Here is a 13,344-nt window from a genome sequence, read left to right on the forward strand (position 1 = left end):
CGTGACCGAGAACCAGTCCTCAGCGGGGCACGAGAACCGGGAGCACCGCCTTCCTGATGTGAACTGTGACGGGGAGTTCCTGCAGGTAGTCACCGTCGGCGTGCACGGGGATCGGGCGGTCGGCGCTGACGGCGACCTCTTGGCCACTGAAGGTGAGCACCTCTGCCCGCGCGACGTGCGCGCCAGTCTTGGCCTCCCCCATCGCGCTGATGAGCTTGAGCTTGTTCCCGGCACCGTCGACGGCGAGCACGTCGATGCGACCGTTGTCCGACGACGCGGCCGGCACCATGTGCAGGCCACTGCCGTACCAGCCGGAGTTGGCGACGACCACCATGTGCACCGGCCCCTCGTGGACGGAACCGTCGACCTCGATGCGGAAGCCGGCGGGTTTCCACCGCAGGGCGGCGATGGCCGGCGCGAGGCGGTACGCGAGCGGCCCCATCCAGCGCAGCCGGTTGATCAGCTCGGTGGCCACCGAGTCGAGGCCCACGTAGACGTTGCCGACGGCGATCTCGTCGCCGACGGTCAGCACGTCCAGGTCGCGGCGACGGCCGTCGGCGAGCACGTCGGCGATGGCGCTCGGGTCGTCGGGAAGCCGTAGGTGGCGAGCCATGTCGTTGCCGCGGCCGGCGGTGACGACGCCCATCGGCGCGCCCGGGACGCGCAGCACTCCGCTGGCGACCTCGCGGATCTGGCCGTCACCGCCGACGGCGACGGTGAGCGCTCCCGAGTCGGCGGCCTCCTCGGCGAGGCGCCGCGCATCGGCACCGGACGCGGACTCCGCGACGCGCGTCGAGACGTCGCGGCGCGCCAGTTCCTCGGCCACGGCCGCCCAGCGGGTACGGGCGACCCCGCCGCCCGAGATCGGGTTGAGGATCGCGATGACGTCGACGGCGGTCACGGGAGCAGGATCCCCGGGTTGAGCACGCCCTGCGGATCGAGGGCTTCCTTGACCGCACGCAGCGCCGTGACCTGCACGTCGCCGATCTCCTCGAGGTAGGTGGCGCGATGGTCGGTGCCGACGGCGTGATGGTGCGTGATCGACGCGCCGGCGGCACGGATAGCGGCGTTCGCGGCGGTCTTCGCGGCGCCCCACTGGGCGAGCGGATCCTCCAACGCCTTGCAGATCACGGTGAAGTACAGCGAGGCGCCCGTCGGGTAGACGTGCGAGATGTGGCACATGACCACGGCGGGCGTGCCCTGCTCGCCGAGCGTCGTCGTGAGCGCGGTGGTCACGTCGGCCTTGAGCCGGTCGACGTTCGACCAGAAGGTGACGGTCTCCAGGGTCTCCACCAGCGCGCCGGCGTCGAGCAGCGGATCGCGCAGGTATGGGCCGCGGAACCGGCCGGTGCGCCAGGCCTCGCCCGGATCCTCGCCGAGGAACTGGCCGCCCAGTTCGACGAGCCGCGCGGAGACGTAGCCGTCGCGGCAGTCGACGTCCGGCTCGTCGCCCTCGAAGCCCACGACCATGAGGCAACCGCCCACGGCCGCCTTGCCCGCGGCGCCCGGATCCGCGAAATTGAGGCCGGTCTCCGCCTCGTCGGACAGGCGGAGCACCGTCGGGCGGACGGCGCCCTGTGCCAGCACGCGCATGGCGTTCGCTCCGGCGGTGAAGTCGGGGAAGCGCCAGCCGTAGAAGCGGCGCACCGTCGGGACCGGGTGGACACGCACGCGGACGGCGGTGACCACGCCGAACGCACCCTCGGACCCCAGGAAGAGCTGGCGCAGGTCCGGGCCCGCCGCCGACTTGGGGGCGGTACCGATCTCGGCGACGCCCTGCGGGGTCGCGACCGTGAGGCCGACCACCATCTCGTCGAACCGGCCGTAGCCGATGGACGACTGCCCGGCGGAGCGGGTCACGGCGCAGCCGCCGATGGTGGCGCCCTCGTAGGACTGCGGGAAGTGGCCGAGTTCGAAGCCCTGCCCGGCGAGGAGCCGCTCGGCCTCGGGCAGGCGGGTGCCCGCTGCCAGCGTGGCGATCTGCGAGACCGCGTCGAGTGCGATCAGGCCGGACAGTCCGCGCAGGTCCACCGCGACGACGGGGCGGGTGCGCTCGGGCGTGAGGCCGCCGGTGACGGACGTGCCGCCGGCGAACGGGCTCAGCGTGAGCTCCTTGGCGGCGCACACCGCGAGCACCGCGGCCACCTGGTCCGCCGTCGTGGGCGTGACGACCACATCGGGAGCGTCGGAGGCGTCGCCGGCGCGGAACTTGAGCAGGTCCGGCGTGGAGTAGCCGCGCAGGTGCGCGAGCCGGGTAGCGTCGTCGGTGGCGACCGTCACACCCGTCTTCTGCAGGGCCGAGAGGGCGCGCCCCGAGACCCGGGACGGCATGAGGAAGGGCTGCTCGGGCTGCCCCGGTCCGCCGTCGATGCCGAGCATGGTGAGCGCTCCGAGCACGGACTCGGACAGGTGCATCGGGTTCGCGGGATCACCCCAGCGGCCGGGCTCGAAGGCGACGACGGGCAGAACCACCTCGGACGAAGTCATGATACATTTGTACACATGATGTCGCAGGATCTCAATCCTCGGAGTTCGTCCGCCCGGGGCCCGGCCAACGCCGTCGACGACGAGCACATCCTCGACGCCGCCCGCGACCTGATGTCCACCATCGGGATCCGCCGCACCACCATGGCCGACGTCGCCCGTGCCGCGCAGGTCTCCCGCGCCACCCTGTACCGGCGGTACCCGAACGTGCAGGCCCTCGCGGCCGCGGTGACCACCCGCGAGTTCGTCGCCGCGCTCACCTCCGTCGGCCTGGTCGACGGTGCCACCGGCCGCGAGACCGTCGCCCGCACCGTCGCCCACGTCACCGCCGCAGCGCGATCGCACCCGCTCCTGCGACGCATCGTCGAGCTGGACCCCGAGTTCCTGATGCCCTACCTGCTGCACCGCACCGGCCGCACCTCGCGCGCCCAGCTCGAGGCCATCACCTCGGGCATCACCGCCGGCCAGGCCGACGGCAGCATCCGCACCGGGGATCCCACCGAACACGCGGCGGTCGTGCTGCAGCTGGCCTGGTCGTCGGCACTCACCGGACCGGTCTTCACCGAATCCGCAGACCTGCTCGATGCGCAGTTGTTCGATCTCATCGACCGGTACCTCAAGCCGTGACCGCCGCGATCGAGGGCATCGAGCCCGCCGCGCGTCTGTCCGCCGCCCGCCGGTCAGCGGACCTGCGCGCGCTCGAAGCCGATCCGTCGGTCGACCTGCTGGTCATCGGCGGCGGCGTGACCGGCGCCGGCGTCGCGCTGGACGCCGCGAGCCGCGGCTTGCGCGTCGCGCTCGTCGAGAAGCACGACCTGGCCTTCGGCACGAGCCGCTGGTCCAGCAAGCTCGTACACGGCGGCCTGCGCTATCTCGCATCGGGCGCGGTGGGCATCGCCTACGAGAGCGCCGTCGAACGGGACGCGCTGATCCGGTCGATCGCACCGCACCTCACGCGACCTCTGCCGCAGGTGGTACCCCTGCTGGGCGATGTCTCGCGCCGCGACGCCGCCCTCACCCGAGTCGGTTTCCTCGCGGGCGACGCACTCCGGCTCGCCGCACGGACCCCGTCGTCGGAGCTGGCGCGTTCGCGCCGCATCTCCCCCGCCGAGGTGATCGCTCTGGCGCCCACGGTCCGGCGAGAGGGCCTGCGGGGCGGGCTCCTCAACTGGGACGGCCAGCTCACCGACGACGCGCGACTCACGGTCGGGATCGCCCGCACCGCCGCGCGGCACGGCGCCGTGATCCTCACCCACTGCGCGGCTTCCCAGGTCACCGGTACCGCGGCGACGGTGACCGACGAACTGACCGGCGCTTCGTTCACCCTGCGCGCCAGGGCCGTGGTCAACGCCACGGGCGTCTGGTCCGGCACCGTCGATCCGGCGGTATCGCTGCGCCCCAGCCGCGGTACGCACCTGGTCCTGCGGCAGGACGTCTTCGGCGGACTGACCGCGGGCCTGACGGTGCCGGTGCCGAACACCTTCGGCCGGTACGTCTTCGCCCTGCCGCAGCCGGACGGCCGGGTCTACGTCGGCCTCACCGATGAGGAGGCCGACGGCCCGGTCCCCGACGTCCCCACTCCGTCGGACGACGAGATCGACTTCCTGCTCGAAACGGTGAACCTCGCACTCGGCACGCCACTGACCCGCGACGACGTGGTCGGCACCTTCGCCGGCCTGCGCCCCCTCCTGGACTCGGGCGCCGGGCAGACCGCGGACGTCTCCCGCAAGCACGCCGTCCTGACCCGCGGCGATGGTCTCGTCACCGTCGTCGGTGGGAAGCTGACGACGTACCGGCGGATGGCACAGGACGCCGTCGACGCCGCGCTCGCCGCATCCGGTCTCAGCGCCGGCAGGTGCGTCACGCGGACGCTGCCACTGGTCGGCGCAGCGCCCCGCGCCGCACTGCAGCACATCGACGCACCCGAGCGTCTCGTCCGGGCCTACGGCACCGAGGCGACCGCGGTGGTCGCGCTCGGCGAGGCGGACCCGACGCTCGCGACGCCGGTCGCACCCGGCACTGAGATCACCGGGGCGGAACTCGCCTTCGGCGCCCTCGTCGAGGGCGCGATCACGCCGGCGGATCTCCTCGAGCGCCGAACGCGCCTGTCGCTGATCCCGGAGCTCGCCGACGACGCCGCCGGGGCCGCGGCCGCCGCCCTCCACCATCAGTGACGGTGCGCCGGCACGTTCCACGCGGGTAGTCGGTCGGGGTACTCCACCCAGGCCGCGGGCCCTTCGGCGACCTCGTCGTCGGTGAGCAGCGCCCGGTCGAGCAGCGCGTGCATCCGTGCGGCGTCCAGCCGGACACCGATGAAGACCAGCTCCTGCTGCGGCGCACCGTCGACCTGGGACCAGTAGGCGGCGGGCTCGATCGTGAGGTTGGGCCCCGCCTGGGACCACACGCCGACGAGCTCGGGCCGGCTCGCGATCCAGCAGAAGCCCTTGCTGCGGAGCACCGCCCGGATCTCGGAGAGGGATTCGAGGAGGCGCTGCGGGTGGAACGGCCGGTCGGCGCGGAAGGCCGTCGACGAGATGCCGTACTCCTCCGTCTCCGGAGTGTGGCCACCGATCACCTCGTCGTCCCACCCCGCGACCGAGGACGCGGCGTCGTGGTCGAACAGGCCGGTACCGATCACCTCGGAGAGCGCGATCTCGCCGCGCGGCAGCGAGCGGACGCGGGCACGCGGGTTGAGCCGGCGCACCGTCGCCTCCACTGCACCCACGGCGGCCGCCGAGACGAGGTCGGCCTTGCTGATCAGCACGACGTCCGCGAACTCCACCTGGTCGATGAGCAGATCGGCGATGGAGCGCTGGTCCCCCTCGGCCGCGCCGAGCCCGCGCTGCGCGAGACTCGTGCCCCGCGCGATCTCACCGAGGAAGGTGCTGGCGTCCACGACGGTGACCATCGTGTCGAGGGCGGCGAGGTCGCCGAGCCTGCTGCCGTCGTCGAAGGTCCAGTCGAAGGTCGCGGCGACCGGCATGGGCTCGGAGATGCCCGTGGACTCGATGACGAGGTGATCGAAGCGCGGCCGACCGTCGGGGGTGCGCTGCCGCGCGATCGCACCGACGGCGTCGACCAGGTCCTCGCGCAGCGTGCAGCAGATGCACCCGTTGCTGAGCTCGACGAGCTTCTCCTCGGTGCGGTCGAAGCCGCCGAGGTCGACGAGGGCCGCGTCGACGTTCACCTCGCTCATGTCGTTGACGATCACCGCGATGCGCAGACCGTCACGGTTCGTGAGGAGGTGGTTGAGCAGGGTGGTCTTGCCGGCGCCGAGGAAGCCGGAGAGGACGGTGACGGGCAGCGGAGTGGAGGCGGGCATGCCACTAATAGTAATCATTGTCATTAGTGGCGCTCGTTGAACCCCCTCAGAAGAGCGACTCCTGCAGGTCGGGAGCGGTGGAGCCGTGGATCCGCGGGACGTGCGGAGCACGCGGCGGCGGACTCGCATAGGGGTCTTCCAGCCGCATCAGCCCGAACTCCTCGAGCATCGGCGTGACGCGGGCGCGCAGATGCGTGCGGTAGTCGGCCGAGACGCGCCCACTGGAGCCGTACAGCTGCCGGTAGCGCCGCACCAGCATCGGATGCTTCTCCGACAGCCACCCGAGGAACCAGTCCCGGTAGCGCCCCGTCAGATTCAGCGCCATCACCGAGGCGCTCGCGGCTCCCGCCTCCGCGATCGCGGCGATCAGCGCGCGCAGCGACGCGGCGTCGTCGGTGAGGTAGGGAACCACGGGCGCGACCATCACGTGGCAGTCGAATCCCGCGTCGGCGATGGCACGGATCAGTTCCAAGCGCGCCTCGGGTTTGGGCGTGCCGGGCTCGAGCGAGCGCTGCAGGGCGGGATCGAGCAGGGCCAGCGAGACCGACAGCTGCACCGGCACCCGGGTGGCCGCCGTCGTGAGCAGCGGCAGGTCGCGCCGCAGCAGAGTCCCCTTGGTGAGGATCGAGATCGGCGAGCCTGCGCCCGCGAGCGCACCGATCACCCCCGGCATCAGCCGGTAGCGCCCCTCGGCCCGCTGGTACGGGTCGGTGTTGGTACCGAGCGCGACCGGCTCGCCCCGCCAGGACGCGCGCCGCAGCTCCTTCTTGAGCACGGAGACGAGATTCGTCTTGACGACGATCTGCGAGTCGAAATCACCGCCCGCGTCGAACTCGAGGTACTCGTGACTCGAACGCGCGAAGCAGTAGGTACAGGCATGAGTGCAACCGCGGTACGGATTGACCGTCCAGGCGAAGGGCATCGCGGACGACTCGGGCAGCCTGTTCAGCGCGCTCTTGCACAGCACCTCGTGAAAGGTGATGCCCTCGAACTCCGGCGTGGTGACCGTGCGCCCCACACCCTCGAGACCCGGCAACGCGCGCACGCCCGAACCGGCATCCCCCAGCAGCTGACCATCCCATCGCACAGCACCATTCGAACATGACGTTCGATCACAGTCAAGCGTTCGAACAGCGCGCGTCTACCACGGTGGCCGGGCGATCTCCTCGACCTCGTCGGCGGTGAACACCAACTCCTCGGTACCGCCGACCTCGCGCGCGATCCCCGCAGCGCGGAACAGGGGCCGGTCCCGGATCGGGGTCGACGAGGCCTGCGCCCGCGACTGCTCCGCGAGCACCCGCGCGACGTCGCGCACGTCGGGATGCCGATTGCGCTCGAGCGCCTCCGCGAGTCGTCGGGTACCGAGCATCGGCAGCTCCCGTCCGCGCACGCGACCGCGGCCCGAGCCCTCGTACAGGGCGAGGGGCAGGCGCACCGTCGTCCTCCCCTGGCGCAGCCGGAGCGAGACCTGCGCGAACCGGGCGACCTCCGCGACCAGGTCGACCTCGTCGGCGTCCATGAGGTTCATCCGTTGCGTCCGCAGCGTCCGGCGGGTGAGCACGCGGTGGTCGAGCACCACGCGACGCCGCGCGACACCCAGGTAGCCGCCGACGCCCGGCGCCGCGCCGGCGACCAGCACGGCGATCCCCCACGGGGCGCCCACCAGCACCGTGACGATCACGCCGACGATCACCGTCGCGATGAGGCCGATCGCGAGGGCACGCCGTACCTTCGGCAGCATCAGCCGCGGCGGGATGAGGTCCACGTCGACGGCGTCCTCCGCGCTCAGCTCCCGCGGATCGCGGGCGCCGGGCTCGGCGGGACTGGACGACACGGCTACCCCGCGCTCTCGTTGCTCTCGGTCACGATCACGTCCACGACCGTATCGATCGGAACCGCGCGCTGCTCCCCCTTCGCCAGATCCTTGAGCATCACGACGCCCTGTTCGAGCTCGGAATCGCCCAGGATCAGGGCGAACCGGGCGCCGGAGCGGTCCGCCGCCTTCATCGCACCCTTCATCGCGCGGTTGCCGTAGGCCATGTCCGAGGCCACACCGGCGTGCCGCAGACGGCCCAGGAGGGGCACCATCGCATCGCGGGCGGCGTCCCCGAGGGGAACGCCGAAGGCCACCACGCGAGCCGACGCCGGTGCGCGCTTGCCCTCGGCGGCGAGCGCGAGAAGGGTGCGGTCGACGCCGAGACCGAAGCCGACTCCCGTGACGCCCTCGCGTCCGCCGAGCTGCTCGACGAGTCCGTCGTAGCGGCCGCCTCCACCGATGCCGGACTGGGCTCCCAGGCCGTCGTGGACGAACTCGAAGCACGTCTTGGTGTAGTAGTCGAGACCACGGACCAGCCGCGGGTTCACGACGTAGGGCACGCCGAGCGCGTCGAGGTAGCCGAGCACCTTCTCGAAGTGCTCCTTCGGCTCCGGCGTCAAGTTGTCGATCATGAGCGGGGCATCGGCCGTCATGGCCTTCACCTCGGGCCGCTTGTCGTCGAGCACGCGCAGCGGGTTGATCTCGGCGCGGCGCCGGGTCTCCTCGTCGAGGTCGAGCGCGAACAGGAACTCCTGCAGCTTCTCCCGGTACTGCGGGCGGCAGGTGGCGTCGCCGAGACTGGAGATCTCCAGCCGGAAGCCGTCGAGGCCGACGCTGCGGTAGGCGCGGTCCGCCACAGCGATCACCTCGGCGTCCAGCGCCGGGTCGTCGACGCCGATGGCCTCCATGCCGACCTGCTGCAGCTGCCGGTAGCGACCCTCCTGGGGGCGCTCGTACCGGAAGAAGGGGCCGGCGTACGAGGCCTTGACCGGCAATTGGCCCCGGTCGAGGCCGTGCTGGAGCACCGCGCGGACGACGCCCGCGGTGCCCTCGGGACGGAGCGTCACGGAGCGGTCGCCGCGGTCGGCGAAGGTGTACATCTCCTTCGCGACGACGTCGGTGGACTCACCGACGCCGCGCGCGAACAACGTGGTGTCCTCGAAGATCGGCAGTTCCATGTAGCCGTAGCCCGCTTCGGCGGTCGCCCGCAGCAGCGCGGTGCGCACGGCCAGGAAGTCGGCGGAGCTGTTCTTCTCCCCCGACGGCACCGGGATGTAGTCGGGAATGCCCTTCGGGGCCTGGAAGCTACCGGCGCTCACAGTCCGTATCGTCCTTTCCGCTCACTCCGCGCAGCGGCCGGTGAGGCGTCATTACTCAATCCGGCGAGGAACGGGTTCGACGCTCGCTCCCGTCCGATGGTGGTGGCCGGGCCGTGGCCGGGCAGGACGACGGTGTCGTCGCGCAGGGGCAGCAGCTTCGCGGTGATGGATTCGAGGAGCTGCTCATGGCTGCCACCGGGCAGATCGGTCCGGCCGATCGAGCCCTGGAAGAGCACGTCACCGTCGAAGGCGACGGTGACCGTCTCCCCCTCGACCGGGGTCCCGGCACCGTCGACGGCGGGCGCCGCGACCGTGAAGACGATCGAGCCCGCGGAGTGGCCCGGCGCGTGGTCGACGCCGAAGGTGATGCCCGCCAGCTCGACGGGCTCGCCGTCGACGAGCTCGATCACCTTCTGCGGTTCGACGAAGACCTGATCGCCGATCATCGCGCCGAGCGCAGCCCCGATCCCGACGGCGGGATCGGCGAGCATCGGCCGGTCCGCCTCGTGGATGTACACGGGGATGCCGAACTCGTCGGCGAAGGGCTGCGCGGTCCACGTGTGGTCGAGGTGCCCGTGCGTGAGCAGGACCGCGACGGGGTTGAGCCGATGCTCGGCGAGGAGCTGCCGCAGGGGCCCGACAGCGTCCTGACCGGGGTCGATGACGACGGCGTCGGCGCCCGGACCGCCCGCGACGACGTAGCAGTTGGTCTGGAACACCCCCGCGGGGAATCCGGTGATCAGCATCCGACCATTGTGGCACCAGACCCGGTGACGGCGTCCATCAGGTTTAGCTGGCAGACTTGGCGATCAGTTGTGCCCGCCGGATGTCGGTAATGAGGAGGTCGTCACACCGTGCCGAGCAATGAAGAGCGCCGCCAGGCCGCCCGCGAGAAGCTGGCGAAGCAGAACGAGCGGCGTGAGGCCGACGCGCGCAAGCGCAAATTGAAGGCCATCGGGGCGGGTGTCGCCGTGGTCGCGGTGGCCGCCGTCGTCGCCGCCTACATCTGGGTTCCCGCAGGGCCCCGGTGGCCGCTGCGCGTGGCCGCCGAGGACAAGTTCAAGTCGCTGCACGTCACGTGCGACTTCGGCGACCGCGATCCGGCCGCGGACGCGCGCAAGAGCATCGACGCGCAGAAGAAGCAGATCGCGACGATGCGCACGCAGATCGCCGACGCGCAGAAGCGCCTGCCGACGATGCCCGCGGATCAGAAGGCCTCGTTCGAGCAGCAGATCAACGCCGCGATCGAGCAGACCGATAGTTCGGAGAAGTCGATCGGCGAGGCGGAGAAGCAGCTGCCGACCCTCGACAAGCTGACCGAGCGCAACAAGACGGTGACCAAGCCCGAGGGCAAGGACATCCCGAACACCGGCACGATGAAGGGCACCATCACCACGAACGCCGGCCCCATCGGCTTCGAACTGGACCGGTCGAAGGCGCCGTGCAACGTCGAAACCTTCATCGCACTGATGCAGGCGAAGTACTTCGACGGCACCACCTGCCACCGTGAGACCGCCAGCGAGGCCGCGGACAAGAAGAGCGGCCTGTACGTGCTCCAGTGCGGCGATCCGTCGGCCACCGGACTGGGCGGTCCCAGCTGGACCTCCCCGGACGAGGCGCCCAAGTTCCTCAAGGCCGCCGGCGCCGACAGCAACCCGATGCAGACCGCGCAGAACGTGATCTACCCGGCCGGCACCATCGCGGTCGCGAACGCGAACCAGCCCGCGAACCCGCAGACGGGCCAGGCGGGCACGTCCAACACGGGCTCGAGCCAGTTCTTCCTGGTCTACAAGGACACCACGCTGCCTGCGAACTACTCGGTGATCGGGAAGACCGACGACGCCGGCCTGACGGTGCTGCAGCAGATCGCCAAGAAGGGCATCGTCCCCAAGGCGGGCGATCCCGCGCCCAAGCCGGGCACCCCCGTCACCGACGGCAAGCCCAAGGAGCCGGTCAACATCGCCACCATGGCGTTGAACCAGCAGTAGGCGAGACGAACGAACGAGGCCCCCGCTCCGGCGGGGGCCTCGTTCGTCTCGGCGCCGACTCGCGCTACTGCGCGGAGGTCACGCGGTAGACGTCGTAGACGCCCTCCACGTTGCGCACCACGTTCAGCACGTGGCCGAGGTGCTTCGGATCGCCCATCTCGAACGTGAACCGCGACACCGCGACCCGGTCGCGCGAGGTGGTGACCGACGCGGAGAGGATGTTGACCTTCTCGTCGGCGAGCACCTTGGTCACGTCGGAGAGCAGGCGGTGCCGGTCGAGCGCCTCCACCTGGATCGCGACCAGGAAGACCGACGACGCCGACGGCGCCCACTTCACGTCGAGGAAGCGCTCCGGTTCCTTCTGCAGCTCCGCGACGTTGGTGCAGTCGGTGCGGTGCACGCTCACGCCGCCGCCGCGGGTCACGAAGCCGACGATCTCGTCGCCCGGCACCGGGGTGCAGCACTTGGCGAGCTTCGCCAGCACGCCCGGCTGGCCGGTGACGAGCACGCCGACGTCGGTGCTCGCCGTCGGCCCCGAGATGGTCGACGGGGTGCTGCGCTCGGCGAGCTCCTCCGTGGCCTCCTCGATACCGCCCAGTTGCTCGAGCATCCGCTGCACGACGGTGTGCGCGGACACCTGGTGCTCACCCACGGCCGTGTAGAGCGCTGAGACGTCCGCGTAGCGCAGTTCCTTGGCGATGCCCGCCATCGACTCCGCGTTCGTCAGGCGTTGCAACGGGAGGCCCGAGCGGCGCACCTCCTTGGCGATGGCGTCGCGGCCGTTCTCCAGCGCCTCCTCGCGGCGCTCCTTGGCGAACCATTGCCGGATCTTGGCCTTGGCCCGCGGGGAGACCACGAAGGACTGCCAGTCGCGCGACGGGCCGGCGTTCTCGGCCTTGCTGGTGAAGACCTCGACGACCTCACCGTTCTCCAGCTTGCGCTCGAGCGCCACGAGCCTGCCGTTCACGCGCGCGCCGATGCACCGGTGGCCCACCTCGGTGTGCACGGCGTACGCGAAGTCGACCGGGGTGCTGCCCGCGGGCAGCGTGATCACATCGCCCTTGGGAGTGAAGACGAAGATCTCCTTGACCGCCAGGTCGTAGCGGAGCGATTCGAGGAACTCCCCGGGGTCCGCCGCCTCCCGCTGCCAGTCGAGCAGCTGGCGCATCCACGCCATGTCGTCGACCTCGGCGATGTCGGAGCCGCCCTTGCCGTTGCGCCCCTTGGTCTCCTTGTAGCGCCAGTGCGCGGCGATGCCGAATTCCGCGGTGCGGTGCATCTCCTGCGTACGGATCTGCACCTCCAGCGGCTTGCCCTCCGGTCCGATCACCGTGGTGTGCAGCGACTGGTACACGCCGTACCGCGGCTGCGCGATGTAGTCCTTGAACCGGCCGGCCATCGGCTGCCACAGCGAGTGCACCACGCCGACGGCGGCGTAGCAGTCCCGCACCTCGTCGCACAGGATCCGCACGCCGACCAGGTCGTGGATGTCATCGAAGTCGCGGCCCTTGACGATCATCTTCTGGTAGATCGACCAGTAGTGCTTGGGCCTTCCCTGCACGTCCGCGACGATCCGTTGCGCCGCGAGGGCGCCGTTGATCTCGGCGCGCACGGACGCCAGGTAGGTGTCCCTCGACGGTGCCCGGTCGGCCACGAGCCGCACGATCTCGTCGTACTTCTTGGGGTGGAGGATGGCGAAGGCCAGGTCCTCGAGCTCCCATTTCACCGTCGCCATACCCAGACGGTGCGCGAGCGGCGCGATCACCTCGAGCGTCTCACGGGCCTTGCGGGCCTGCTTCTCCGGCGGCAGAAAGCGCATGGTGCGCATGTTGTGCAGGCGGTCGGCGACCTTGATCACCAGCACCCGCGGGTCGCGGGCCATGGCGATGATCATCTTGCGGATCGTCTCCGCCTCGGCCGCGCTGCCGAGGGCCACCTTGTCGAGCTTGGTGACGCCGTCCACGAGGTGCGCGACCTCGGGACCGAAGTCGGTGGTGAGCTGGTCGAGCGAGTAGCCCGTGTCCTCGACGGTGTCGTGCAGCAGCGCCGCGACGATGGTGGTCGTGTCCATCCCCAGCTCGGCGAGGATCGTCGCGACGGCGAGCGGATGCGTGATGTACGGGTCGCCCGACTTGCGCATCTGCGAGGCGTGGCGCTGCTCCGCGACGTCGTAGGCGCGCTCGATGAGCGCGACGTCGGACTTGGGGTAGACCTCGCGGTGCAGCGCGACCAGCGGCTCCAGCACGGGCCGCACATGATTGCGCGTGCCCGTCATCCGGCGGGCGAGACGAGCGCGCACCCGGCGGGTGGTCGACCCCGTGGTCTCGAGATTGGGCGGGCCCTGCTGGCCCGCCGGGGCCGGTGTCCGCGCGGCGTCGGACCCCTGAGACTGCAGCGACATGGTGCCTCCCCGCC

11 protein-coding genes are annotated in these 13,344 nt (G+C 71.0%); 3 read left to right on the top strand and 8 right to left on the bottom strand.

Going from position 1 to position 13,344, the window contains the following annotated elements:
• Positions 1 to 19: 19 nt before the first annotated feature.
• The gene (locus tag FK268_RS06790) at positions 20 to 901 is read right to left on the bottom strand and encodes a diacylglycerol/lipid kinase family protein (RefSeq protein ID WP_146432504.1); all 882 of its coding nucleotides are present in this window, start codon (positions 899 to 901) and stop codon (positions 20 to 22) included.
• Positions 898 to 2,487: an FAD-binding oxidoreductase gene (locus tag FK268_RS06795; RefSeq protein ID WP_146432506.1), complete on the bottom strand. Its 1,590-nt coding sequence runs from the start codon at positions 2,485 to 2,487 to the stop codon at positions 898 to 900. The genes FK268_RS06790 and FK268_RS06795 overlap by 4 nt, the downstream gene beginning before the upstream one ends.
• A 15-nt stretch (positions 2,488 to 2,502) precedes the next feature.
• On the opposite strand from FK268_RS06795, the gene FK268_RS06800 reads away from it, so the two are divergent.
• On the top strand, positions 2,503 to 3,111 hold the full coding sequence (locus FK268_RS06800; RefSeq protein ID WP_146432507.1) for a TetR/AcrR family transcriptional regulator: 609 nt from the start codon (positions 2,503 to 2,505) through the stop codon (positions 3,109 to 3,111).
• The gene (locus FK268_RS06805; protein WP_231706963.1) at positions 3,108 to 4,658 is read left to right on the top strand and encodes a glycerol-3-phosphate dehydrogenase/oxidase; all 1,551 of its coding nucleotides are present in this window, start codon (positions 3,108 to 3,110) and stop codon (positions 4,656 to 4,658) included. Before FK268_RS06800 ends, FK268_RS06805 begins: the two co-directional genes overlap by 4 nt.
• Here the strand turns inward: FK268_RS06805 and FK268_RS06810 are convergent.
• From FK268_RS06810 to FK268_RS06830, 5 genes are read right to left on the bottom strand one after another with little or no spacing between them, the layout of a single operon-like run.
• Positions 4,652 to 5,806, bottom strand: a complete 1,155-nt coding sequence (locus tag FK268_RS06810) for a GTP-binding protein (RefSeq protein ID WP_146432509.1) — start codon at positions 5,804 to 5,806, stop codon at positions 4,652 to 4,654. The genes FK268_RS06805 and FK268_RS06810 overlap by 7 nt on opposite strands.
• Before the next feature lie 46 nt (positions 5,807 to 5,852).
• A complete protein-coding gene (locus FK268_RS06815; RefSeq protein WP_146432510.1) occupies positions 5,853 to 6,893 on the bottom strand; it encodes an Rv2578c family radical SAM protein in 1,041 nt (346 codons plus the stop codon).
• A 54-nt stretch (positions 6,894 to 6,947) separates the two neighbouring features.
• Complete coding sequence (locus FK268_RS06820) at positions 6,948 to 7,640, bottom strand: hypothetical protein (protein ID WP_146432512.1); 693 nt, start codon at positions 7,638 to 7,640, stop codon at positions 6,948 to 6,950.
• Positions 7,641 to 7,642: 2 nt separating this feature from the next.
• Entirely contained in the window at positions 7,643 to 8,941 is a 1,299-nt protein-coding gene (gene hisS / locus FK268_RS06825) for a histidine--tRNA ligase (RefSeq protein ID WP_146432514.1), read from the bottom strand.
• Positions 8,938 to 9,687, bottom strand: a complete 750-nt coding sequence (locus tag FK268_RS06830) for an MBL fold metallo-hydrolase (protein ID WP_146432516.1) — start codon at positions 9,685 to 9,687, stop codon at positions 8,938 to 8,940. Before FK268_RS06830 ends, hisS begins: the two co-directional genes overlap by 4 nt.
• Positions 9,688 to 9,795: 108 nt before the next feature.
• Between FK268_RS06830 and FK268_RS06835 the strand changes: the two genes are divergently transcribed.
• On the top strand, positions 9,796 to 10,929 hold the full coding sequence (locus FK268_RS06835; RefSeq protein ID WP_231706964.1) for a peptidylprolyl isomerase: 1,134 nt from the start codon (positions 9,796 to 9,798) through the stop codon (positions 10,927 to 10,929).
• A gap of 64 nt (positions 10,930 to 10,993) precedes the next feature.
• On the opposite strand, the gene FK268_RS06840 is transcribed toward FK268_RS06835, so the two are convergent.
• Positions 10,994 to 13,330, bottom strand: coding sequence for a RelA/SpoT family protein (locus FK268_RS06840; protein WP_146432518.1), 2,337 nt, complete (start codon positions 13,328 to 13,330; stop codon positions 10,994 to 10,996).
• Positions 13,331 to 13,344: the final 14 nt, after the last annotated feature.

The organism is Tsukamurella sputi, assembly GCF_007858445.1.
Classification (GTDB): Bacteria; Actinomycetota; Actinomycetes; order Mycobacteriales; family Mycobacteriaceae; genus Tsukamurella; species Tsukamurella sputi.

Bases quoted from the DNA above. Each gene is read 5' to 3' on its own strand.
- FK268_RS06840 (WP_146432518.1), bottom strand. From the start codon at position 13,330: ATGTCGCTGCAGTCTCAGGGGTCCGACGCCGCGCGGACACCGGCCCCG.
- FK268_RS06830 (WP_146432516.1), bottom strand. From the start codon at position 9,687: ATGCTGATCACCGGATTCCCCGCGGGGGTGTTCCAGACCAACTGCTAC.
- FK268_RS06810 (WP_146432509.1), bottom strand. From the start codon at position 5,806: ATGCCCGCCTCCACTCCGCTGCCCGTCACCGTCCTCTCCGGCTTCCTC.
- FK268_RS06795 (WP_146432506.1), bottom strand. From the start codon at position 2,487: ATGACTTCGTCCGAGGTGGTTCTGCCCGTCGTCGCCTTCGAGCCCGGC.
- FK268_RS06800 (WP_146432507.1), top strand. From the start codon at position 2,503: ATGATGTCGCAGGATCTCAATCCTCGGAGTTCGTCCGCCCGGGGCCCG.